Below are 23,465 nucleotides of genomic sequence, written 5' to 3'. Positions count from 1 at the left end.
GCGCCCGACGCGATGAACGGAGATAGAAGCACATCGACCTACTCGGCCGCGGCCCCGTCACGCGCGCCAAAGGACCCGGTAGCCGCTCCCGCCAGGGAAAACATTGATTCAGAGTGATTTGTCATAGCGGCGGCGCCGGGTTACCCGGAAGACGGGCCAACCGATCTCGGTACGCCAGGCGGCCGGGTCCGGCGTGTCGCGGGGGCCGACCACGTAGTGCTCGCGGACCGGGCCGGCCACGGCGAGCGCGTTGTCGACCACCCAGGTGCCGAGTTCGCCGTAGGTGACGTCGATGTCGTCGTGCTCTCCGGCGTGCGTCGTGACGGCCAGTTCGACGGCCGGCAGGGTCACCGGGTGTACCCGGCCCCGGTGCGGTGGTTCCAGCGTCGGGCGGTAGACGAGGACGTGGCCGTGGCCGTTTTCGAACAGCACGTTGTCGTACAGGCCGCCGGGAACGCCGGTCGGTTCGCCGAGCAGGGCGTCCAGCTCGGCCATCGCGCCGGCGTACCAGGCGACGACGTAGTCGTGGTCGACGTCGTCCTCGATCGCGGCGACCGTGGTGGCCGGGACGGCACGCAACTCGACGTCGAGCGGTGTCGGCTCCGGCTGCAGCAGCCGGCGCAGCGACGCGACGGCGGCGCGGGTACGGTCCAGCTCCGATTCGAGGCGTCGCAGGTGGTTCGCGACGAGGGTGCCCCGCGTGCCGGGGTCCGGGGAGCGCAGGATGCGCTGCACGTCCGGCAGCGGGACGTCGAGCTCGCGCAGGCGGTGGATGATCTGAGCGACCGGGATCTGGTCCGCGCTGTAGTAGCGGTAGCCGGTCGCGTCGTCCACGGTCGCGGGTTGGAGCAGGCCTGCTTCGTGGTAGCGGCGCAGCGTACGCACGCTCAGATGCGTCAGTCGGGAGAACTCGCCGATCGCCAGCATGCCTGACAGTGTGCACCCTCTCCCCGCGGGAGAGTTTTCGGTTTGACCCGTCCTGCAGGCGAGGCCGCACCGTTGAGTCATGACCACACCGACCAGCATCGAACCCGCTCAGCTGCCCGCCACGATCCGCGACTACCTCGCGGCGCACGCCGCCGGCGATGCCGAGGCCGCCCTGCGCGCCTTCGCCCCGACCGCCGAGGTTGCTGATCAGGGCCAGACCTTCCGTGGGACCGGCGAGATCCTCGGTTTTCTGCGTGAGGCCGGCGCGGAGTTCAGCTACACGACCGAACTGATCGGCGCGCAGCGCATCGACGACGCGCGCTGGGTGGCGACCAACCGCCTGGAGGGCGACTTTCCGGGCGGGGTCGCCGAGCTGAACTACCGCTTCACGCTCGACGGCGATCTGATCACCGAGCTGGTCATCGCTCCCTGACCGGCGGTCCGCCGGTGGTCCCGCCCACCAGCGTCAGTGCGCCTCACGGACATCGAGGCCGGGCAGGATCCCGGATGTCACCAACGCCGTCGATGGCTGCGCTTGAAGCCGAGGCCGGCCGGTGGGGACGTTGCGCCGGAGGGGCTAGGGACGGTGGTTCATCACGCGGGCCACGCCGCGGGCCGGGTGCGGGGTCGTCGGGTACTGGTTCGGGCTGCCGAAGCCGTCGAAGTCCGGCGCGGGGCGGCCGTCGACGTCCGCCTCGGCCGGGTCGACGCCGGCGGCCAGGGCGCGTTTGCGGGCCAGCAGCCGGCGGACCACCAGGAAGATGACGAAGGCGACGCCGAGCGCCAGCACGACCTTCGACACCGGGCCGAGGTAGCCCTCGACACGCTCCCAGTTGTCGGCGAGCAGCCAGCCCGCGCCGATCAGGGCGCCGTTCCAGATGCCGCTGCCGATGGCGGTGAACAGGACGAACCGGCTCAGCGGCATCCGGGCGACGCCCGCCGGCAGCGAGATCAGGCTGCGGACGATCGGGACGCAGCGGGCGCCCAGCACCAGCCAGGAGCCGTACTTGTTGAAGAGCGCGTAACCCCGCTCGACGTCCGCCCGGGTGGCCAGCACGAACCAGCGCTTGCCGGCCAGCGCATGCAGGCGGTCGTAGCCGAGCAGGGCGCCGACGTAGTAGAGGACGAGCGCGCCGGCCAGGGCGCCGAGGGTGGCGGTGGTCCAGACGGCGAAGACGTTCAGGTCGCCGTCGCGCGCCCGGAAGCCGGCCAGCGGCAGGATCAGTTCCGAGGGGATCGGCGGGATGACGGTCTCGAGGAAGAGCAGCAGGCCGACGCCGATCGCGCCGAGCGCGTCGACGAGCCGGAAGACCCAGTCACTGATCAAGTCGGTGATGCCACCCACGCAGAAATCGTCTCCTCGTGCGGACCGGTGCCTGTCGCAGGCGACTCCACCGCAGAAGATACGGGCGGAAGCTACATACTTCCTGAGAGCGGGAACGATCACTTCCGGCCACGCGTTACCTCCCGTATGCGCCTTTCGATCTTGGATCTCGCACCGCTCGCCCCCGGCGAGAGCGTTGCGCAGGCCTTCGCGAACTCCGTCGCCCTCGCTCAGACGGCCGAACGGCACGGCTACGAGCGGGTCTGGTATGCCGAGCATCACAACATGGCCCGGATCGCCTCGAGCGCGACGAGCCTGCTGGTCGGGCATGTCGCCGGCCACACCTCGACGATCCGCCTCGGCGCGGGCGGCATCATGCTGCCCAACCACTCGCCGCTGGTGATCGCTGAGCAGTTCGGCACGCTGGCCTCGCTCTACCCGGACCGCATCGACCTGGGGCTCGGCCGGGCGCCCGGCAGCGACCAGGCCACCATGCGGGCGATGCGCCGCAACCCGATGTCAGCGGACTCCTTCCCCCAGGACGTCCTGGAACTGCAGGGCTATCTCAGCGGTGAGTCACGGATCGAGGGGGTGCAGGCCACACCCGGCGCCGGTACGAACGTCCCGCTCTTCATCCTCGGCTCGTCGATGTTCGGCGCCCGGCTCGCCGCGCAGTACGGGCTGCCGTACGCGTTCGCCTCGCACTTCTCCCCCGGCCTGCTGCACGAGGCCGTCACGTTCTACCGCCGGGAGTTCACCCCGTCGGCGCAGCTCGCGTCGCCGTACGTCATAGCGGGTGTGAATGTGGTGGCCGCCGCCTCGTCGGAGGCCGCACGGGACCGGTTCGAGACGACCCGCCGCATCCTGGTGCGCGGCCTCGTCACGCGCACCCCCGGCGCGCCGGACTACTCCGACGCCGAGATCGACGCGTTCCTGAGGACACCGAACGGCCGCCAGCTCGCCTCGATGCTGACGTACACCGCGGTCGGCACTCCCGACGAAGTCGGCTCCTACCTCAGCAATTTCGCCCAAGAAGCTCAGGCCGACGAGCTGATCGTCGCTCACCAGTCGACGCGGATCGAGGACCGGCTCGAGTCGGTGGAACTGACCGCCAAGTCCGTCTCCGGCTGAGAGCGGCCGAACAGGGCGGCCAGGCTCGCGTCCGAGGCGGCCAGCGCGGCCCGGTCGAAGGTGCTGCCGGCGGCGACCAGCTCGGCGGCCCCGGTACGGTCGAGCAGCTCGGCGAGCCGGCGCTCCACCTGGGCCGGCGTGCCGGTGATCGCCGCCGCGGCGGTCTGTTCGAGGTGCTGCTGCTCGCGCGGTGTGCGGGCGGCGGACCGGGCGGTGGCCACCGGTTCCAGGGGCGGGAACTCCCCGGTGGTCCGGCTCCGGGCCATCGCCCACGCCTCGGGCAGGATCAGGTCGGCGGCCTCGTCCGCGGTGTCGGCGATCAGCACGTCGAGGCTGATCGCCACCCGCGGCTCCGGCTGCTGAGGGGACGGCCGGAAACCGCGCCGGTAGCCGGCCAGCGCCTCCAGCCCGGGCGCCGGGTCGCCGCCGACGCCCAGCAGGGGCCCGCCGACGATCACCGGCAGCCCGAGCCCGGCCGCGATCTGCAGTCCGCTGCCGGTGGCCAGCACGTACAGCGGCACCGGCCCGTCCGGCTGCGGGTGCACGGTGACCTCCGCCGTGCCGCTGAAATACGCGCGCAGTTCGGTGAGGTCGGCGGCGAAGTCACTGTCGCTCTGCCGCAGCGCCCGGCGTACCGGGGCGGTGAAGCCGGGCGAGCGACCCAGTCCCAGATCCACCCGTCCCGGGGCGAAGGCGGACAGCGTGGCGAACTGCTCGGCGACCACCAGCGGCTGATGGTGCGGCAGCATCACACCGGCTGAGCCCAACCGGATGCCCGTCGTCGCCCCGGCAACCGCGGTGAGCAGCACAGCCGGGGCGGCGCCCGCTATCCCAGGCACACCGTGATGCTCGGCGACCCAGATCCGGTCGTACCCCAGCTGTTCTGCCTGTGTTGCCCGCGCAACCGTCCCTCTGAGCGCCTCCGTCTCGGTTTCCCCGGCGCGGATGCGGGACCGGTCCAGCAGCGAGAGCTGAAACTCGGCGTTGATCACATCAGGGGACAGCGTCATCGGTGGAGGGCTTGTTCCCCGGGGTCTCTAGGCTGAGGTGATGAAGGTCTTGTCCATCCAGTCAGTGGTCGCCCACGGCCACGTCGGGAACTCCGCGGCCGTGTTCCCCCTGCAGCGCATCGGGGTCGAGGTCGTCCCGATCCCCACGGTGAACTTCTCCAACCACACCGGCTACGGCGCCTGGCGGGGCCCGCTGCTGCCGCCGTCGGATGTGGCCGAGATCCTCCTCGGTGTCGAGGAGCGTGGGGTGTTCCCGCAGGTCGACGCCGTGCTCTCCGGCTATCAGGGCGGGGCGGGCATCGCCGACGTCATCATCGACGCCGTACGCCGGGTGAAGGCTGCGAACCCCTCGGCGGTGTACGCGTGTGACCCCGTCATGGGCAACGCCAAGTCCGGCTGCTTCGTCGCCCCCGAGATCCCCGTCCTGCTGCGGGACCGGGTCGTGCCGGTGGCCGACATCATCACGCCGAACCAGTTCGAGCTGGGCTTCCTGACCGGCACCGAGCCGGCGAGCATCGAGTCGACCCTCGAGTCGGCCGACCTCGCCCGGGCCATGGGTCCGTCGACCGTGCTGGTCACGAGCGTCGAGCGCCCCGACCGGGAGGAGGGCGTGATCGAGATGCTCGTGGTGGACCGCGCCGGCGCGTGGCTCGTGACCACCCCGCACCTGCCGTTCAAGGCGAACGGGTCCGGTGACGTCACGGCGGCCCTATTCACGGCCCACTACGTGAAGACCGGGGACGCGGCGCTGTCGCTGGAGCGCACCGCCTCCAGCATCTTCGACCTGATCGAGACCACCTACCGGTCCGGCGAGCGCGAGCTGCGGCTGGTGCAGGCCCAGGAGTTCTACGCCTCGCCGCGCATGCAGTTCAGCGCCAAGCAGGTGCGCTGAGCATGGTTTCGGCGCCCCACGACGATCTCGGTCTGGGGACCTGGCGGCGGGACCCGGGCACGGTCGTCCGGCGGGCCGTGTCGGTGCCGGCGGAGGATCCCGCGCCGCTGGCGATCGTCGCGGAGTCGGAGGTGCCCGGGGCCGCGACGGACTGGTTGCCGCATTCGCACCCGATGCACGAGCTGGTGTGGGTGCGCGGCGGGACGCTGACCTCCCGGATCGGGAACCGGATCTTCACCGTGCCGGCCGGGTTCGGCCTGTGGCTGCCCGCCGGCGTGGTGCACGGGGGCCGGCTGACCGCGGGCGCCGAACTGCACGACGCCTTCTTCGCACCCGACCGCACGCCCGTCGAGTTCGCGGGACCGACGTCGATCACGATGACGTCCCTGCTGGAGTCGCTGCTGTTGCGCCTGGCTCGCAGGGACCTCGATGCCGGGGCGAGGGCCCGGACCGAGGCGGTCGTCTTCGACGTGCTCGATCCGTCGGAGCGGCAGTTCGCGCTGGAGCTGCCCGGGGACCCGCGGATCGACATGATCGCCGAGGCGCTGCTCGCGGATCCCGCCGACGATCGCGGTCTGGAGGAGTGGGCAGAACAGCTGCGGGTGAGTGAGAGAACGATCACGCGGGCCTTCCGGGAGGCGACCGGGCTGTCCTTCGCGCAGTGGCGGCAGATGCTGCGCGTACACGAGGCGCTGGCGTTGCTGTCGGCGGGCGCGGACGTTCGGAGCGTGTCGGAACGGCTCGGCTATGCGCAGCCGAGCACGTTCATCGCCGCGTTCCGGCGCGTGATGAAGGTGACACCTGGTGCGCTCGATGTCCGAAATCCCGTATCGGATGTCCGGAGTACCGGATTGCTGACAACCAGTTGATCATCTAGCCTCCGTTAGGCAAGGCAAACCTTACTAACGGAGCTCCCGATGTCCCTACGCGGCGAACAGCTCGTGCTTCGCTACGCGAGGACGGCAGTGGTGCACGGCGTCTCCGTGGAACTGGCGCCGGGCCGGGTGACGGCGCTGATCGGGCCGAACGGCAGCGGGAAGTCCACCCTGCTGCGCGCCCTCGCCCGGCTGCATCGCGCCGACGGCGGCGAGGTGATCCTCGGCGAGCGCGCGGTGTCGCTGCTCAGCGCGCGGCAGTTCGCCCGCGAGGTCACGCTGTTCTCGCAGTCGCGCCAGGCCCCGCACGGGCTGACGGTGCGCGAGGTCGTCTCCTTCGGGCGGCACCCGCACCGGCGCCGCTTCGCCGGGCCGTCCGCGGCGGACCGCGACGCCGTCGACCGGGCGATGCGGGTCACCGGCGTGACGGACATGGCCGAGCGGCCGGTCGGCGAGCTCTCCGGCGGCGAGATGCAGCGCGTCTGGCTCGCCGCCTGCCTGGCACAGGAGACCGGCGTCGTGCTGCTCGACGAGCCGACGAACCATCTGGACCTGCGCTACCAGATCGAGACGCTCGACCTGGTCCGTGATCTCGCCGACGAGCACGGCGTGGCCGTCGGCATCGTGCTGCACGACCTGGACCATGCCGCGCGGGTGGCGGACACGCTGGTACTCCTGCACGCCGGGCGCATCCACGCCGCGGGCGACCCCCTCGGAGTGCTCACCGCCGAGCACCTCAGCGAGGTCTACGACCTGCGCGTCGAGGTCGAGGTCGACCCGCGTACCGGCCGGCTGCGCATCGACCCCGTCGGGCGGCATCCCGCCCGCGTCCACCCTGGAGAAAAGATCCCATGATCCTGTTCAAACGCCTCGCGACGCTCGCCGCGGTCGCCGTGACGGTCACCGCGTGCGGCACCACGAAGGTCGACGAACCCGCAGCCGGCGGCACGTCCGCTCCGGCCTCGCAGACCTGCGCCGACGACACCACCACGACCTCGGCCGGCCCGGTCTCGATGACCGACGGCGTCGGCCGCAAGGTGGAACTCGCCAAGCCGGCTCAGCGGGTCGCGGTGCTCGAATGGCAGCAGACCGAGGACCTGCTCACGCTGTGCCTCACCCCGGTCGCGGTCGCCGACCCGAAGGGTTACGGCACCTACGTCAAGGCGGAGACGCTGCCCGCGAACGTCGTCGACGCTGGTCAGCGCGGTGAGCCCGACCTCGACGCGCTCTACGCGACGAACCCCGATCTGATCATCGTGGAGGCGTTCAAGGCCGACGACGAGCTGATCACCAAGCTCGAGAAGCGGGGCGTCCCCGTGCTGGCGACGGTCGGCGCCGACGCGTCCGGTCAGATCGAGAACATGAAAAAGGTCTTCAGGATGATCGGTACGGCCACCGGCCGCACCGAACGCGCCGACCTCGTCCTGCGCCAGTTCGACGAGCACCTCGCCGCCGCCAAGGAGAAGGTGGCGGCCGCGAACGTGACGGCGAAGGACTTCCTGTTCTTCGACGGCTGGATCGAGGGCGGCAACGTCGTCATCCGCCCCTACGGCAAGGGCGCCCTCTTCACCGAACTCGGCGAGCAGCTCGGCATGACCACGGCCTGGACCGACAAGATCAATGCGGCGTACGGCAGTGGCGGCGTCGACCCCGCGTACGGTCTCGCGCAGACGGACATCGAGGGCCTCACCGCCGTCGGCAGCGCGACCCTGTTCTACTCCGACGACGAGACGCCGGACAGCTACGTCAAGGAGCTGCGCAAGAGCCCGATCTGGACGGCGCTCCCGGCCGTGAAGGAGGGACGCGCCTACTCCTTCCCCGCGGGCGTCTGGGGCGCCGGCGGCCCGCTCTCCAACGAGCAGGCGATCGACGCCTACGTGAAGATCCTGACCAAGGGGTGAGCGACACCCGAGTGGGACTCGGGCGCGGCGCGAGCGGGACGGCCGTCCTGGCCGTTCTGCTCGGCGCGGTCGTCCTGGTCGGCCTGTGGCACATCACCCAGGGCACGTCCGGCGTCGGGTTCGCCGACCTGCTGCGTCACCTTCTCGGCGCGCGGGAGGACGTTGGCGGCGTACCGATCTCCGATGTGCTGACCGGCTCGCGTCTGCCGCGCATGCTCGCCGGCATCGCTGTCGGCGTCGCGCTCGGCGCGGCCGGGGCGCTTCTGCAGTCGGTCACCCGCAACGCCCTCGCCGCTCCGGACACCCTCGCCGTCACCGCCGGGTCCTATTTCGCGCTGTGCGTGGTCGCGGCGTTCGGCATCGCGGTGCCGCTGTGGGCGTCGGGTGCGGTGGCGTTCGGCGGCGGGCTGCTGGCGGCGGCGCTCGTGCTCGGCCTGGTCGGCACCGCGTCCGGCATCGGCTCGACGCGGCTGATCCTGGCCGGCTCGGCCGTCGCGATGGCCCTGGACGCCGGAACCGCGATGCTGCTGATCCTGTTCAAGGAGAACACCACCGGCCTGTACGCCTGGGGCAGCGGCTCCCTCGCCCAGCTGAACCTCGACGCGGCCACGCGCGCCGCCCCGGTCATCGTCGTCGTGCTCGGAGCGGCCCTGCTCCTGTCCCGGCGGCTCGATGTGCTGGGGCTCGGTGACGACACGGCCGCCTCGCTCGGCGTACCGATCCGCTCGACCCGGATCGTCGCGGTCCTCTGCGCCGTCCTGCTGGCCGGCCTGTCGGTGACGCTCGCCGGACCCATCGCCTTCGTCGGGCTGGCCGCGCCGGTCGCCGTACGCCTGATCGCCGACCGCATCGGCGTGCTCAGCCGGCACGCCTTCCTGATCCCGGCCGCCGGCCTGGTCGGTGCCCTTCTCGTGCTGCTGGCGGACGCCGTGCTCCGGGCCGTCCTCGGCGCCCAGGCGGCTGCCTCGATCCCCACCGGCATCCCGACCTCGCTGCTCGGCGCCGTGGTGATCGTGGTACTCGCGCTGCGGCTGCGCGACGCCGGCGCGGCACGCGAGGCGCCCCGGGCACACGTAGCCGTACGCTCGTACCGCCGCTTCCTGACCGTGATGATCGTCGCGGCCGTGCTGCTCGCCGCGGCGGCGCTGGCCGGCCTGCTGGCCGGCAGCCTGTGGCTGCGCACCGGCGACATCGTGCTCTGGCTGCAGGGCAGCGCGCCGGATCTGATCGGCCGGGCGCTCGACGACCGGGCCCCGCGGGTCGCTGCGGCCGTCGTCGCCGGCGCCGCGCTCGCCCTGGCGGGAACCGTCGTGCAGGGCACAGTTCGCAATCCTCTCGCGGAGCCGGGCGTCCTCGGCATCACCGCCAGCGCCGGCCTCGGCGCGGTGATCGTGGTGACCTCGGGCGGGTCCGGCGGGCGCACCGCGCTCATCGTCACGGCCGTCGCCATGGGCCTCGCCACCTTCGCGTTCATCGCGCTGCTGGCCTGGCGCGGCGGGCTCCTGCCCGACCGTTTCCTCCTGATCGGCATCGGCTGCGGGTACGCACTCACCGCCATCAGCACGTTCCTGCTGCTGCGCGCCGACCCGTGGGACACGCCGCGCATCCTCACCTGGCTCTCCGGCACGACCTACGGCCGGTCCTTCGCCGACGTGCTGCCGGTCGCCGTCGTGCTGCTCGTCGCCACTCCCGCGGTGCTGGGCATGCGCCGCCAGCTCGACCTGCTGGCGATCGACGAGGACACCCCGCGGATCTTCGGCGTCCGCCGGGAAGGCGCACGCTTCACCCTGCTGACGATCGCGGCGCTCGCGGCGGCGGTCAGCGTGATCGCGGTCGGCGTGGTCGGCTTCGTCGGCCTGGTCGCTCCGCATCTCGCCCGCGGCCTCGTCGGCGTCCGGCACGGCCGTATCGTCCCGGTCGCCATGCTGCTCGGGGGCCTACTCGTGTGCGTGGCCGACGCGCTCGGCCGTACCGTCATCGCCCCCTCGCAGATCCCCGCCGGGCTGATGATGGCCCTGATCGGGGCGCCCTACTTCATCTGGCTGCTGTCACGAAGTCCCGCACGAGCGCACTGATCAGTTCCGGACGCTCGGCGATCAGGTTGTGCGTAGTCCCCGGCACGATGCACAGCTGCGCGCCGGGGATCGACGCGGCGATCAGAAGGCTGTGATCCGGCCGGATCGTGTCGCGGTCGGCCGCCATCACCAGCACGGGCGCCGCGATCCGGGCCAGGTCCGCCGGGTCGATGCGCGGCTCACTCGTCCAGAGACGAAAGAGCTTTCCGAGTACGACCTCCGCGTGCCCCGGCCCGTCCGGCGACAGCCGCTCGTAGTGCATCCGCTCGACATCCGGCTTCTCTTCCGGCGGTTCCGCGGGCGTACTGAGAATGGTGCCGGGCGAATTCGTGAATGCCGACGGGTCAAGGTTCGCGCTGATCGCGGTCAGCGAACGCACCCGCTCCGGGTGGTCGAGCGCGAGCAGGAGCCCGATGATCGCGCCGTCGCTGTAGCCGACGATGTGCGCCGATCCGATCCCGACAGCATCGAGACAGGCCAGCGTGTCGGCGACGCCTCGCTGGTAGTCGTACTCCCCGTCGATGTCGGCCGAGCGTCCGTGGCCGGGCCGCTCGAAAGCGAACACCCGGTGATCCGGCACGAGCGCGTCAGACTGCGCCCGCAACGACTCCAGCGAGCAGAAGCCGCCGTGCAGCAGGAGGACGGGCTCCCCTTCTCCGGCGATCTCCGAATACAGGTCCACCCCGCCGATCCGGAGGTACGCCATTCCGCTGAGCCTAGCCGGGACCGTTCTGCGAGAGCTGATCGGGCCGCGCAGGCGAGCCCTGAGGGTCTCACTGTTCGACGGGCCTGGATGGTAGAAGTACGAGGTGCTGCTTACGGACGTCGATCAGTGAAGCCCGGGATGGGGTCCGTCGAGGAGGGCCATGCCGGCCACCTCTCGACGCTGCTGGAGTTTGTGGAACGGCAGGATCTGGACCGGCGGGAGACCTATCACGTCTGGGAGGCGGACCTTCCGCCGGCGGAGCGGGACGCGTTCGCCGGGCTCAAGGACTCGGCGGCGATCCAGGAGAGCATTCTGGAGGCGTTCCCCGGCTGCACGGTCCTCAGCGTGGACGACATGAACGAGGTCTACGTCTCGAACATGGGCGCCAAAGGGTCCGACAACGCCTTTCTGCAGCATCACATCGACGGGCCGTTCGGCTTTCTGCCGTTCATGACGCTTCTGCGGTGCCTGATCGTGGTTCGGGGGAACGAGCGGGTCGCGACGATTTTCCTGGCGCAGAAGCAGTCGAGCACGCTGCGCACGGGGCAGTACTGCTGGTTCGACTACAACCGGGACATCCACTACATCACCAAGAGCGGGGATCAGGACGAGCTGCTGGAGGACAGCCGCATCTGTCTCAAGGTGCATTACGCGGTCGTCCCGCGGTGGCTCTCGCCGTTCCACAAGCTTTTCGCGGGGTGGAACGAGACTTACAACCGGCGGGCGCGGCAGCTCTTCGTCGCCAGCAAGAACCCACAGTCGGCGGTCGGCAAGTTCCTCGGCGGCGTCGTGAACGTGGGCACGTTCCTCTATCCGCTCTTCCTCCGGTATGTCGGGGTGCTGAACCTGCTCATCGTTCTGCTGTTCTGGCAGGTGAGCGCGGGGCATCCGACCGAGCGGGTCTATCTGTTCAGTTTCGTCCACTACTTTCTCTACTTCTTCGCCTACACGTTCCGCGCGGTCGAGCCCGGCAGGTTCGCCCGTGATGCGACGTTCTTTCAGCTGATCGCGCTCGGCACGCTGTTCCTGGAATACGGACGGGCCGGTTTCGATCTGCTGTCGCTCGTGGTCGCCGTGCTCGGGTTCGGGCTGTCCGGGCTCGCGTTCCTCCGGGTCGGCTCGGATCGCACGTATTTCGGCGTGGAACTCGGTGTCGTCCCGCCGGGCCGGGTCACGCGCTTCCCGTACGGTGTCATTCCGCATCCGATGATCGCCGGCAAGCTGATCGGTTTCGCCGGGCTGGCGCTGCATGCCCCGTTCCGCGCGGCCTGGTGGCCGCTCCTGGCCGGCCATGTGGCTTTTTATCTGCTTGTCCTGTGCCAGGAAATGACGAACCGGCATCTGGGGAACAGCTACCGGTTCGAGGAGACGTTCCGGGATTTCGCCCGATTCCATCAACGTACGGGCAACGTGATCGCCCACCTCGTCACCACAGGTCTCGGCCTGCTCGGTGTCTTCGGCCTGGTCGGCGCCTTCGTTCCGGCTCCTGCGGTGGCGGTGTCGTTCGCGGCGGCGATCTACGCGCTTTTCTGCGCGTACACGGCGCCCGATCACACCGCGCTGATGTCGATTCTTTACACCGGCGTCGTGCTCGCGGCCTATCTCGCCCTGCCGGTGCCGAGCTGGCCCGTTTCCCTGGGGCTGCTCGTCTTCGCCACGGTGGCCCAGGAGCTGTCGCACATCGTTTATCGCGAGCGGACCTACATGAGCTCCTACCAGCGGGAGCGCGGGGCCTGGGCGCAGTTCGTGCTGCACAGCGTGCTGCTCGTGCCGCTGCTGTGCCGGGCGGCGTTCTTCCGGGCCGCGCTCACCGAGAAGGCAGCCGCGTGATCGCGTACCGGATCTCCATCGGCCGTTCGAACGGGATCGCGTGACCAGTTTCGGTCAGGATCGTCAATCGGGCGGCGGGCAGGCATTCCGCCAGCACGCGTGAGTTGCGCGGCGACAGCACCCGGTCCGCGGCGCCGGCCAGCACCTCGGCCGGCACGCGTACGCCCGGCAGCCGCCGATCCGTCCGATGGAACGACATGGCGACCGCTTGCAGGAGCGAGTTGAACCGCGAGTAGGGCTCGCCGCGCTGAATCCGCCGGAGCGGCGCCAGCAGGCTGTGCGCGTTGCGTCCGTCGTGGACCAGCAGGCGGTCGCACCTCGCCCACACGCGGACATCTTTCGAGAGCGCGGCCGCGACGGTCAACGGCAGTGAGCGTACGAACTCCGGCGACACGACATCCCCGCGGGCCGAGCTGGCCGACAGCACGAGCCCGCCGACCCGGTGCGGGTGCCGGAGGGCGAGATGCTGCGCGACCATGCCGCCCATCGACTCCCCCACCACGACCGCCGGAACGTCCCCGGCGGCGTCGCACAGCACCGCGGCCACGTCGTCCGCCAGCGTGGCGAGGGTGTAGGGCCGCCACGAGCGCGCCGACTCCCCCGTGCCGCGGTGGTCGACGAGCACCACGCGGAACGGGAGAGGTCCGACGCGTTCGAGCCAGGGGATCCAGCTGCTCCCGGACCTGCCGTACCCGGCCAGCAGCACGAGCGGGACGCCGTCGCCGGAGACCTGATACGACAGCCGCACCCCGGAGCGGTCCACCCACCGGCGGGACAGCGTGATCATGCCGGGAACCGCGCGACGACGTAGTAGCGGAGCGGACCGTGCTCGACGTGGCCGGCGCCGTGTCGACGCAGCAGCTCGTCCGGGATCGCCTGGACGTGGAACGCGGAGAGAAACCTGCGCATGGGCGGGAAGACCGAGAAATCGGCGAAGTCGACGACCCACAGTTCGCCACCGGGCGCCAGGTGCCGCCGCGCGTTGTCGATGGCCCGGCCCTTGTCCGTGAACATCGACAGGGCGTACGACATGAGAATGCGCTCGGGCGGCGTACCGAGAATGGCTTTGATGTCGGTGTCCTCGGCGAAGCCGGGGCTGATGCGCGCCCAGCCGCAGCGGCGCGTGGCGTGCGCACGCATGATCTCGCTGGCCTCCAGCCCGCCGAACGTGGCATCCGGCCGGCGGCGATGCAGGCGGGCGAGGTTGCGCCCGGTGCCCGGACCGACCTCGACGAGCGTCGTCCACTCGCTCGCGAGCAGGCGGTCGAGCACGCCGTCGCGGCCGAACAGGTAGTACTTGCGCGACACGTCGTAGACGCGATGCGTGAGCCGGTAGTAGCGGTCGAGGAATGCCCGGTGGGAGGCCTGCGCGTCGGATGTCATGCGCCGCTGACGACCCGGTAGACGTTGACGCGCCCGTAGAGCCGGGTCCGTTCCTGTTCACTCGCCCGGCTGGACGTGGGTTCGGCGCGTTCGAACAGGCCGGAGAGGCCGACCCGGTCGACGACGCAGTCGTCCTCCACGCTGCGGGTCAGGACGACCGCGCCGGGCCCGCCGACCCGGGCGATCCGGCGGAGCAGCTGGCGCTGCGCGTCGGCCGGCAGCCAGTCCAGCAGGTCGCAGAGGGAGAAGTGCGACCACTGCCCCGGCGTCGCGGCGGCGAGCATCCGTTGCAGGGACTCGCGGTGGAAGTCGACCTCGGTCGGCGCGGCCAGCGACCGCTGATGGTTCTCCGGGCGCAGATAGGGCGGGACCGCGGCGGGGTGGTCGTGGTTGAACTCGCCGGTCAGGCCCACCCAGACGAACCAGTTCGTCGCCAGGTCCGTCTGGGCCAGCCGGGCGAAGTGCGCGGTGACGACGTCCGCCATGGTGGCCGCCCGGTTCGCGCGGAGGTTGCGCTGCCGCTGCTCGAAGTTGACGCCGATGCCGAGCAGGAACAGCGGGGTGTTCACCAGCGTGCGCACCGGCCACGGGATCGGCGGCAGGTGCGCGAGGCGATCGGCGGGTGGGAGCCGTTGCAGGGTGCGCAGGAACTCCGCGCCGACGCCGAGCTGTCGCCGGAGCTGTCGTTGGAAGGCGCCGGCCAGGCCCTCGGCGTACAGGTTGGTGCGGAAACGGCGGTGGTTCGTGTGCCAGTAGCGCCCGATCCAGGCCGGCAGGTCGCTCGTCAACGGCTGGAGCGTACGTTCCGGATCCTCGTGCCGGCCCCGGCCGAGCAGCTGGTAGAACTCGGCGTAGGACGTCAGCCGCCGGGCCGCGGCGACCTTGAGGGCGGCCAGCGCCAGGTGGTGGGGGTTGGTGTCGATGGCGTCGATGCGCGCCGGGTGGGCGGCCAGCAGGCCGGCCACACCGCAGCCGGCGCCGCTCACCGCCAGCACCCGGGACCGGGAGTCGAGGTCCAGGACGTGGTTGTCGACCTCCGAGTCCTCGTAGAGCAGCGAGAAGGTGAAGACGTGCTGGAAGGTCGCGGCGAAGGCGCGGTCAGCGACCGTCCCGGACCAGGTCGCTGAGCTCGTCGGAGAACCGGGCCATCCACTCATCGATCTCCGCTCCCGACCACTGCAGGTGGCGAGGTGAGTAGTACCAGTCGATGCGCGCGGCTCCGCCGACGATCGCGCATTCGACGTAGAGCGGCGGCTGCTTCACCCCGGCCTCGGGATCCCACATGTCGCCGAGCGGCGCCTCCCGCAGCGAGAACAGGCCGCTGCGGCTCCGCGTCGGCAGCTCACCCTGGAAGTTGAACCAGAGGGTCGGCGCCGGCGCATCGAGCACGCTCGGATCTTCGTGCAGATACGTGAGCGCGTCAAACGAGAGACCTGCAGAGGGTACGCGAGTGAGGCGCTCGGCCACCGCGGTCACCGTCTCCGTCGGGCTCTGGCCGGAGCTGTCCTCGAAGGCGAGCGGGAACGTGCAGTGCAGGTAGCCGACCGTCCGCGAGAGGTCGAGGCCGTGCACCGCGGGTTGTCTGCCCGAACTGGACAGCTGGACCGCGAGACGGCCGCAGGCCCACTGGCGCTGCGCGGTGCGCACCAGCGCGGCGAGCAGCGTCGTCGCGATCGGCGAGCGGCGGCCGTCCGCGCGCACGTTCCGCAGCGCACGCGTCTCGTCCGGGCCCAGGACCTGGTGGGCGCTCGCCAGGTCCTGCATCTTGACGCCCGGGTACGCAGCCGGTGGGGCCGAGTCGAGCTGCTCTCGCCAGAAGTCCCGATCAGCGATCGCCGCCCCGCGCGCGAAGTCGTGCTGCCAGCGGGTGAAGTCCTCGAAGCGCGCCGCCGTCCGGGGCAGCTCGTCCAGCCGGCACAGGCGGTCCAGCTCATCGACCAGGATGCCCATCGTGACGCCGTCCATGACGAGGTGGTTGACGGTGATGAAGAGCTGCTGCGCCGAGCCGGTCTGCACCAGGAGCAGGCGCAGCACCGGGCCTTTCTCCAGGTCGAGGCGGCGATGCTGCTCGTCGAACAGGGGCGGGAGCTCGCCGGGGCCGCTCACCGTGACCGACTCGACGGCGAAGCTGCCCTCGACGTCGCCGTAGCGCTGGGTGAAGCGGCCGTCGTCGCGGCGGAACCGCAGGCGCAGCGCCTCGTGGTGGGCAACCAGCGTGGACACGGCCCGGTGCAGGCGCTCCCCGGTGAGCGGGCGGTGCACGTCGAGAAGGACCGCGCGGTTCCACCAGTTCCACTGGCCGAGGCGCAGGGCGTGCACCTGGGCGGAGCTGAGCGGGACGTCGCCCGTGGAGAGTTCGCTCGTCGCCGGGCCCGGCGCGGCGAGTGCAAGCGTGGCCGCCATCTCCCGCACGGTGGAGCCGTCTGCCGGCGCCACGCGCGCCCCGGTCTGATCCGCGATGCGTTTGGCCAGATCCATCACCCCGAGCGAGTCGAGGCCGAGATCGCGCAGCGGCACGTCCACCGGCACGTCGTTCGGATCGGTCAGCTGCAGCATGGCCGCGACCTCGGTCCGCAGCAGCCACCGCACGTAGTCCGACTCACCGGAGAACTCGGCGGTCTTCCCCGAGGGTGCGGAGGAGCGCAGCGAGCCGTCCGCCCACTGCTGCCGGCACGCGCTGCGCTGCAGTTTGCCGCTGGTCGTCTTCGGCAGGCTGTCCGGCTTCAGGAGCAGGACCTCATGGCACTGCACACCGCAGTGCGCGGCCACCGCGGCCCGGATCGCGGACGCCGCCCGATCGAACGGGACGGGCTCCTTGAGCCGCTTGCGCACCTCGGCGGCCACCACGACCCGCTCGACCCCGTCGACCTGCACCCCGAATGCGACCGCGTTGCCCGGCCGCAGGATCGGATCGGCCGCCACCACCGCCGCTTCCAGATCCTGCGGGTGGATGTTCCGGCCGCCGACGATGATCAGGTCCTTGAGCCGGCCGCAGAGGAACACCTCGCCGTCGTCGCCGATCACCCCGAGGTCGCCGGTGCGCAGGAACCGCCGTTCGTCGCCGGTGGCCAGGTGCCCGACGTACTCCCCGTCGGGCCGCCCCCAGTAGCCGCTCGCCACGCTGGGGCTGGATATCCAGAGCTCGCCGACGGTGTTGGGCGGACGCGGCTGCCGGGTGTCCGGGTCGACGGCGAGCGCCGACACGCCGAGCTCGGCATCGGGCACGCCGCTGCCGACGAGCGTCACCTCGGGCGCCTGCGGCCCCGGCGGGACGATCACGCCGTCCCGGTCCAGCACGGCCCGATCGCCGCGGAGCAGCGTCGGCCGGCTGCCGATCTGACCGCTGACGAACAGTACGGCCTCCGCCATGCCGTAGACGTTGCAGAGCGACGCCGGATCGAAGCCCATCGGCGTGAGCGCGGCTTCGAGGCGGTCCATCGTCGCGGCGAGCATCGGCTCACCGCCCTGCAGCGTGGCGCGCAGCGACGAGAGGTCGAACTTGTCGCCGTCGCCGAGACCGCGCAGCACGTACTCGTAGCCGAAGTTCGGCCCGGCGATGTGCGTGCCGCGATAACGGTCGATCGCCTCCAGCCAGAGCCGGGGCGCGGCGAGGAAGGTCATCGGGGAGAAGGAGACGCAGCGGGCCCCGGTGTACATCGCGTTGAGGATCCCGCCGGCCAGCCCCATGTCGTGGAACAGCGGCACCCAGCCGACCAGCACCGATTCGCTGTCGACACGGGTGTTGCGTGCGATCAGCTCGAGGTTGTGCGCGAGGTTGCGGTGGCGGACGACGACGCCCTTGGGCGCCGACGTCGAGCCGGAGGTGTACTGCAGATACACGACGTCGTCCGGGCCGAACTCGTCCGCCGCACTCGCCAGCGAGGCCGCGGCCTCTTGCGGCTCGGCACGCTTGACGCGGTTCGAGAGCAGCCAGGTGAGCCTGGGCCAGCCCGAGCGGCCGCGCAGCCGGCCCGGCACGCCCGCCAGCGTGGTGAGCGCACGGTACTTCGCATGCGTGAGCGCGACGCGCGCGCCGCAGTCCTCGACGACATGCCGGAGCTTCGGCAGCTCCCGATCGAGGTGCCTCGGGTCCGGGCTCGCCACCGGGACCGCGATGGCGCCGGCCAGCATGCACCCGACGAAACCGGTCACGAATTCCAGGCCGTCCGGAGGAAAGATCAAGAGAACACGATCACCGGGTACGACCCCCGCCGCGCGAAGGAGATCAGCGGCCCCCGCGCCACGCCGCACGATCTCCTCGTAATCGGCCGAGTCCACTTCCTTCCCGTGCCGGTCGAGGAAGGTGTAAAGGGGCGCCCGAGGAGCTGCGCCGAGGCGCTCGGCCATTCTGGCGAGGAGGCTCGCGGTCATCCGTGACTCCGAGGGGTGGTTTGGCGGCGGGAGCGAAGCCCAAGCTTCGCCCCCGCCGCGATCGTCAGTCCACCGGGGGGTTCGGTCGCGGTTGGACCGGAAGGCCCCGGTGTTCGACCGATCCGTCGATCAGGCCGACCACCAACGACAGCATGGTGCCGTCATGCTCCCACCAGTCGAGGTTCCTGGAGAACACCACGGACGGCCATCGGTCCGGATCGGGGCCGCTCATCCGCCAGAAGAACATGTCACCTTCGCTGGAGCCTCCCCAGGGAAACAATCCGCCGGCCTCGGGATGGAACGTGTAACCCTCCGTCATGTCGTCGTCGGCCATGCCACGAAACAGCTCGAGATGCTCGGCCGTCGCCGCGACATAGCCCTGTTCATCCCCCGGGACCGGCCCGAGAATCGTCAGGAAACCATCGATCAGCAGGTGCCGGTAGTGACTGCGGTATTCACGGTAGTCCGCCGGGAAAGTGATCCCGAAATGGTTCTGCACGAACTCCCAGTCGATCGGCAGCACGGTTTCCGAACGTTGTGCGAGGAACGCCGGAGCCACCCGTTCCAGGTCATTCAGCGTGGCGGTCAGCACGTCCTCAGTCCTCCACTCCGCACGACGTGAACCTCTCGTTCTTGTTCTCGATGAAGAGACTGAAGACCTTACCGCTCTGCTCGGTCGATGCGGACATGTGGATTCCGGTGGGTTTCTTGTCCCCCGGGTTGTACCGCACCGTGCCGGTGTAGGTGAGCACCTCACCCCTCCGGAGCACCCGCACCATGGCATATTCGCATCGCAGCATTCCACTGGTATTCATCAACCGGTAACCGGTGAACAGATTCTCCGATATCGCTGCTCCGTTGAGCCGGTCGGCGATGATGTGCGTCTTGTTGTACTCCGGGAATCCGTCGGCGGCCACCGGGATCGGATCCGGAAAACCGTCGACCGGCACCGATTCGATGGAGAGTCGCTTCGCGTTGGCCGGCTTGACGTCGGCGGGGCAGATGACAGCGGTCGCCCCGACCGCAAGGTTGTTCTTCAACGACTCGTACTTGTAGCGCTTGTCCCGCGACTTCTTGCAGATGCAGGGCAGGCTGTCGTTGTGTACCAGCACCGAGGTGCCGGCCACCACGACGTAGAAGGTGTGGATGTCGGCGACGGTGAGGTTGTGGACGCGAGCCATGGCGTCACGCTGCCGGATCGCGGTGATCCGCACGTTCCGGCCGTCGCGGTCCCGCAGCAACTGGCCGGCGGCGAGGTCCTCGGCCTCGAACCATTCGGACACAGCCGGGATCCAGAAGGGATGGTTGTGGGTGGCGGTGATGGTGGCGGTCCGGTCCCCGCGCTCACCGTCGGTGTCGACGGTGATGTCGACAAGCCTCTTCTTCCCGGCGCCGGTGATGGTGTCGGTGACCGGCTTGGCGACGGTGACACCGGTGACCGGGTCGGTGGCGAGCACACTGTCGCCGATGCTCAGCTCCTCAATGGCACGAGTGCCGCCGTCCGCGAGCAGAACTCGGGTGCCGGGCAGGAAGCTGTTGGCCTTGGCGCTCGCGTCGCACGGCTCCTCGTCGTCGTCCTTGAGCTTCTTGCGGCGCTTGGCGAGCTCCAGGAGCGCCTCCCGCCGCTTCTTCGCATCCTTGACCTTGTCGAGGAACTTGAGCAGCTTGGGGATCAACTTGACGATCTTGTAACCGGCGCGGACGGCCTTGATGGCGCCGAGCATGCCGGCCAGGCTCCACAGGCACGCCTCGATGTTGCCGTCGCGGATGCAGGACACGATGTCCCCCACGCCGGACAACTCCCAGAACAGGTCCGCGGCCTCGGCCTTGATGAAGTCGAGGACGCTCATCCCGGCTTCCTGCTCCGCCAGGCGCAGCTGCTCGATCTCCTCCGGAGTCAGATACTTCAGCAGCTCCGGGTCCGCCGGGTCGAGCGGGAGCTCGGCGGCGGCGTCCGCGACGGCATTCGCCTGGCGTTGCCGCTCGGCCTCCTCGGCCTGGTCGGCCGCTTTCTGCGCGTCGATGGCAGCCTGCAGCGCGTTCTTCGCGGCGTCGGCCGCACCGTCGGCATGGTTCTGCGCGCTGTCAGCCGCCTTCCGCGCTCCAGCGGCGTCAGCCTCCGCCTTGTCAGCGGCCTGCCGGGCCGCGCGGGCGTCGGCTTCGGCGTCGTCGGCCGCCTTGTCTGCCTGGTCGGCCTCGTTCTGCGCCTGCTGGGCGCTGCGCCCGGCGATCGCCGCGTCGCTGGCGGCCTCGTTGGCGGACTGCCGGGCCGCGCCGGCATCGGCCCGGGCCTGCGCGTCGGCCTTCGCCGCGTTGGCCGCGGCGGCACGGGCAGCCGCCGCGTCGGCAGCCGCCTGGGCAGCGGACTGCCGGGCCTCGGCCGCGGACACCGCGGCGTCGGCGGCCGAACGGGCCGCGGCAGCCGCCGCCGTGTAGGCCGGTTTGACCTGCTCCGCGGCGGTGGCCGCAGCCGCGGCCGCACGTTCCGCCGCGGTGATCGCCTCGGTGGCACGGGCGCGGGCAGCGGCGGCCTGCTCGGCGCCGATGGTCAGGGCCTGCTCGGCGACCAGGCGGACGAAGTCGGCGTCGATGTCGGCGCCGGTGAACGGGCTGACCATGCCGATCGCGGTGTTGGCGGGCTCGGCGATGCCGGCCGCCGAGGTGGCTGCCGCCTGCGAGGCCGCGACCGCGGTCTCCGCCTGTGCGCTCGCGGCCACGGCCTCGGTGGTCGCCGCCTCCGATTCGGCCTTGGTCCGGTCGGCGGCCCACAGCGAGCGCACCGCCTCCTCGGCGGCCTGTCCGGCCAGGGTCTGCGCCGCGTTGGCGGCGGCAGCGGCCTTGGACTGCTGTGCGGTGGCCTCCGCCGCCTTGGCGTCGGCACGGACCCGGGCGGCATGCGTGGCACGGGCACTGGCCTCGGCCTTGTCCGCCGCCGCGTCCGCAGCGGCGGCCGCGGCCCGGGCCTTCTCGGCGGCAGCCCAGGCCCGGTCGGCGGCCTGCTGTGACTGGGTGGCGGCGGCGCGGGCGTTGGCGGCCGCACCGGTGGCGGTGTTCGCCGCCGACCGGGCCGCCCGGGCAGCGGTGCCCGCGGCGGCAGCCTCGCGCTCGGCCGCGTCGGCCTCCCGCTGCGCTTCCTGCTTGTCCGCCTCGGTCTCCGCGGAGGCCGCGGCAGCACGCAGCGCCGCCGCCTTCGCCTTGGCCGTCTGCTCGGCCCGCTCGGCGGCCATGGCCTCGTCGCGGGCCTTGCGGGCGGCTTCCTCGTTCTGCCACGCCCGGTTCTCGGCCACCGCGGCCGCGTCGTCGGCGCTCTCCGCCTTGCTCCGGGCCTGCTTGGCGGCCGCGGCCTGCGCTTCGGCGTCGGCCCGCGCGGTACGCGCGATGTTGCCCTGCCGTTCCGCTTCGGCGCGATGGTTGGCGGCGTTGTCGCGTTCGGCCTCGGCGGTCTGCCGGTGCTGCTTCGCCTCCGCCGCCCTGGCCTCGGCGGTCTGCCGGTGCTGCCTGGTCTTCTCCGCCTCGGCCAGCGCCTTGCGTTCGGCGGCCTGTGCCTGCTCACGGGCGGTCTTGGCGCGGGCAGCGGCGGTCTTGGCGGCCTGTGCCTGCTTCGCCGCCGCGGCGGCCAGCTTCGCCGCCGACTTCGCGTGCTCCTCGGCGTGCTGGCGCCACTTGATCGCCTGCTGCGCGTGCGCCTCCGCCTGCGCCTGGGCGCCCTGCGCGTTGTTCGTCGCCACGGTGGCGTCACTGGCGTACACCGCGGTCTGCGTCGCACCGACCGCGGCGGTCGCGGCTTCGCTCATGCCCTGTGCGATCAGCGACCACTCGGCGCCGTACTCCAGACCGATGGCGATCAGTTCGTCGGCCGAGGTCGAGGCGGTCTGCGCCGCGATCGCCGCCTCCTGTGCAGCAGCCTGCGCGTAGCCCAGCTGCCGCTTGGACTCGGCGTTCGCCGCCGCCAGCTCGGTCGCCTTGGCCGCTGCCGTGCCGGAACCGGCCAGCACCCGCGCCGAATGCCGCGCGGAGTTCGCCGCGGCCGCCATCGCGTTCGACGCCTGCTGCAGCGCGCGGACACCGTTGCCGTGCGCGGCCAGCAACCGCTGGCGGGCCGCCGACGCCCGCGCCGACTTCTGCGCCAGCTCCGTCAGCTCCTCCGCGGCCTTGTTGCGGGCCTCGAGGTCCTTCAGGTACTGCTCGCGCTCCGCGGCGTCGGCTCGCGCGGCGGTCAGGTAGCCACTGGTGAGGAAGGCCTCGATCGCGGCGCCGTCGCCGGCGAACGCCGCTTCGGCGGCACGCTTGAGGTGGGACTCCGCCGGTGCCATCGCGGCGATCAGCCGGACCCGTTCCCGCAGCGTCGCCGCTCGCGCGGCAGCGTCCTCCTCGACCTTCTTGTCCCGGTCACGGGCGATGTCCGCGCCGTAGGCCAGGAAACCGGCCCGGTCGAAATCGGTGCCGGCCAGCACCCGGTCGACCTCGGCGTTGAAGTACGGGCCACCGGTGCCCTTCATCGCCTTGATCTTGGTGAGGTTGTCGGCGGCCTCCTGCTTCTTGCGGGCCGCGATCTGCTTGTCGAGTGCCGGCTTGTCGGTGATCGCGAACTTCTGGATGACCGCCGGGTCACCGGTCGCCAGCGCCGCCAGCGCGGCGTCCCGGACCTCGGGCTCCGGTGTCAGCGCGGCGATGTCCGCGACGGCCTTGCGCCAGCGCTCCGCCATCGCGTCGACACCGGTCGCGCCGTTCCAGCTCTCGGTCACCAACGCCGGGATCTCGATCGCCGGGCCCGGGTCCTCGGTGGCCGCGACGGTCGGCGCCGGTGTCGGTTCCGCCAGTGCCGGCGGGGCATGCAGGCCTGCTCCGAAAACCGCCGCGATCAGCGACGCCGCCACCCAGACGCGTATCCGCGCCCGTACGAGATTTGTCACCACAACCCCCGCCATGAATCGATAAACGTCAATACAGAACAGCACGAACCGAGGACACGCCGAGCGCGCCCTCGCACAGAAAGGGATGGGTCAGGGCAGGAAATTGCCACCTGGAGCAGCGAATGTG

At 71.0% G+C, this 23,465-nt stretch carries 18 protein-coding genes; 8 read left to right on the top strand and 10 right to left on the bottom strand.

Annotated features, from left to right (window positions below; translation table 11 throughout):
• Positions 1 to 108 precede the first annotated feature (108 nt).
• Positions 109 to 927: a MerR family transcriptional regulator gene (locus OHA21_RS51670; RefSeq protein ID WP_328468400.1), complete on the bottom strand. Its 819-nt coding sequence runs from the start codon at positions 925 to 927 to the stop codon at positions 109 to 111.
• Between the two features lie 79 nt (positions 928 to 1,006).
• Here OHA21_RS51670 and OHA21_RS51665 point away from each other — a divergent pair, with 79 nt between their 5' ends.
• The gene (locus tag OHA21_RS51665) at positions 1,007 to 1,360 is read left to right on the top strand and encodes a nuclear transport factor 2 family protein (protein ID WP_328468398.1); all 354 of its coding nucleotides are present in this window, start codon (positions 1,007 to 1,009) and stop codon (positions 1,358 to 1,360) included.
• Between the two features lie 144 nt (positions 1,361 to 1,504).
• On the opposite strand, the gene OHA21_RS51660 is transcribed toward OHA21_RS51665, so the two are convergent.
• Entirely contained in the window at positions 1,505 to 2,272 is a 768-nt protein-coding gene (locus tag OHA21_RS51660; RefSeq protein ID WP_328468396.1) for a DedA family protein, read from the bottom strand.
• Between the two features lie 126 nt (positions 2,273 to 2,398).
• Here OHA21_RS51660 and OHA21_RS51655 point away from each other — a divergent pair, with 126 nt between their 5' ends.
• Positions 2,399 to 3,382, top strand: coding sequence for an LLM class flavin-dependent oxidoreductase (locus OHA21_RS51655; RefSeq protein ID WP_328468394.1), 984 nt, complete (start codon positions 2,399 to 2,401; stop codon positions 3,380 to 3,382).
• Here the strand turns inward: OHA21_RS51655 and OHA21_RS51650 are convergent.
• Positions 3,313 to 4,392 carry an MsnO8 family LLM class oxidoreductase gene (locus OHA21_RS51650; RefSeq protein ID WP_328468392.1) on the bottom strand — a complete coding sequence of 360 codons (1,080 nt, stop codon included), beginning with the start codon at positions 4,390 to 4,392 and terminating at the stop codon, positions 3,313 to 3,315. The genes OHA21_RS51655 and OHA21_RS51650 overlap by 70 nt on opposite strands.
• 40 nt (positions 4,393 to 4,432) lie before the next feature.
• On the opposite strand from OHA21_RS51650, the gene pdxY reads away from it, so the two are divergent.
• The 5 genes from pdxY to OHA21_RS51625 are packed head-to-tail and all read left to right on the top strand — an operon-like array spanning position 4,433 to position 10,135.
• On the top strand, positions 4,433 to 5,284 hold the full coding sequence (pdxY, locus tag OHA21_RS51645) for a pyridoxal kinase PdxY (protein ID WP_328468390.1): 852 nt from the start codon (positions 4,433 to 4,435) through the stop codon (positions 5,282 to 5,284).
• A gap of 2 nt (positions 5,285 to 5,286) precedes the next feature.
• Entirely contained in the window at positions 5,287 to 6,153 is an 867-nt protein-coding gene (locus OHA21_RS51640; protein WP_328468388.1) for a helix-turn-helix domain-containing protein, read from the top strand.
• Between the two features lie 48 nt (positions 6,154 to 6,201).
• Positions 6,202 to 7,014, top strand: a complete 813-nt coding sequence (locus OHA21_RS51635; RefSeq protein ID WP_328468386.1) for an ABC transporter ATP-binding protein — start codon at positions 6,202 to 6,204, stop codon at positions 7,012 to 7,014.
• Positions 7,011 to 8,060, top strand: coding sequence for an ABC transporter substrate-binding protein (locus tag OHA21_RS51630; protein ID WP_328468384.1), 1,050 nt, complete (start codon positions 7,011 to 7,013; stop codon positions 8,058 to 8,060). The genes OHA21_RS51635 and OHA21_RS51630 overlap by 4 nt, the downstream gene beginning before the upstream one ends.
• Positions 8,057 to 10,135 carry an iron ABC transporter permease gene (locus OHA21_RS51625; protein ID WP_328468382.1) on the top strand — a complete coding sequence of 693 codons (2,079 nt, stop codon included), beginning with the start codon at positions 8,057 to 8,059 and terminating at the stop codon, positions 10,133 to 10,135. Before OHA21_RS51630 ends, OHA21_RS51625 begins: the two co-directional genes overlap by 4 nt.
• Here the strand turns inward: OHA21_RS51625 and OHA21_RS51620 are convergent.
• Positions 10,095 to 10,772 carry an alpha/beta fold hydrolase gene (locus OHA21_RS51620; RefSeq protein ID WP_328479067.1) on the bottom strand — a complete coding sequence of 226 codons (678 nt, stop codon included), beginning with the start codon at positions 10,770 to 10,772 and terminating at the stop codon, positions 10,095 to 10,097. The two genes, OHA21_RS51625 and OHA21_RS51620, sit on opposite strands and share 41 nt — an antisense overlap.
• On the opposite strand from OHA21_RS51620, the gene OHA21_RS51615 reads away from it, so the two are divergent.
• Positions 10,674 to 12,671, top strand: a complete 1,998-nt coding sequence (locus OHA21_RS51615) for a methyltransferase (protein ID WP_328468380.1) — start codon at positions 10,674 to 10,676, stop codon at positions 12,669 to 12,671. The two genes, OHA21_RS51620 and OHA21_RS51615, sit on opposite strands and share 99 nt — an antisense overlap.
• On the opposite strand, the gene OHA21_RS51610 is transcribed toward OHA21_RS51615, so the two are convergent.
• The 6 genes from OHA21_RS51610 to OHA21_RS51585 all read right to left on the bottom strand — a co-directional run bounded on the left by OHA21_RS51610 (position 12,649) and on the right by OHA21_RS51585 (position 23,338).
• On the bottom strand, positions 12,649 to 13,458 hold the full coding sequence (locus OHA21_RS51610; protein ID WP_328468378.1) for an alpha/beta fold hydrolase: 810 nt from the start codon (positions 13,456 to 13,458) through the stop codon (positions 12,649 to 12,651). The two genes, OHA21_RS51615 and OHA21_RS51610, sit on opposite strands and share 23 nt — an antisense overlap.
• Positions 13,455 to 14,054 (bottom strand): class I SAM-dependent methyltransferase, encoded by a 600-nt coding sequence (locus OHA21_RS51605; protein WP_328468377.1) that lies wholly within the window; start codon positions 14,052 to 14,054, stop codon positions 13,455 to 13,457. Before OHA21_RS51605 ends, OHA21_RS51610 begins: the two co-directional genes overlap by 4 nt.
• Entirely contained in the window at positions 14,051 to 15,211 is a 1,161-nt protein-coding gene (locus tag OHA21_RS51600; RefSeq protein WP_328468375.1) for a DUF3419 family protein, read from the bottom strand. The genes OHA21_RS51605 and OHA21_RS51600 overlap by 4 nt, the downstream gene beginning before the upstream one ends.
• Positions 15,153 to 18,425 (bottom strand): AMP-binding protein, encoded by a 3,273-nt coding sequence (locus tag OHA21_RS51595; protein ID WP_328468373.1) that lies wholly within the window; start codon positions 18,423 to 18,425, stop codon positions 15,153 to 15,155. Before OHA21_RS51595 ends, OHA21_RS51600 begins: the two co-directional genes overlap by 59 nt.
• A 64-nt stretch (positions 18,426 to 18,489) precedes the next feature.
• Complete coding sequence (locus OHA21_RS51590; protein WP_328468371.1) at positions 18,490 to 19,017, bottom strand: hypothetical protein; 528 nt, start codon at positions 19,015 to 19,017, stop codon at positions 18,490 to 18,492.
• Positions 19,018 to 19,021: 4 nt separating this feature from the next.
• Positions 19,022 to 23,338, bottom strand: a complete 4,317-nt coding sequence (locus tag OHA21_RS51585) for a polymorphic toxin-type HINT domain-containing protein (protein WP_328468369.1) — start codon at positions 23,336 to 23,338, stop codon at positions 19,022 to 19,024.
• Positions 23,339 to 23,465 lie beyond the last annotated feature (127 nt).

The organism is Actinoplanes sp. NBC_00393, assembly GCF_036053395.1.
GTDB lineage: Bacteria > Actinomycetota > Actinomycetes > Mycobacteriales > Micromonosporaceae > Actinoplanes.
This window is presented reverse-complemented; position numbering and strand designations above follow the sequence as displayed.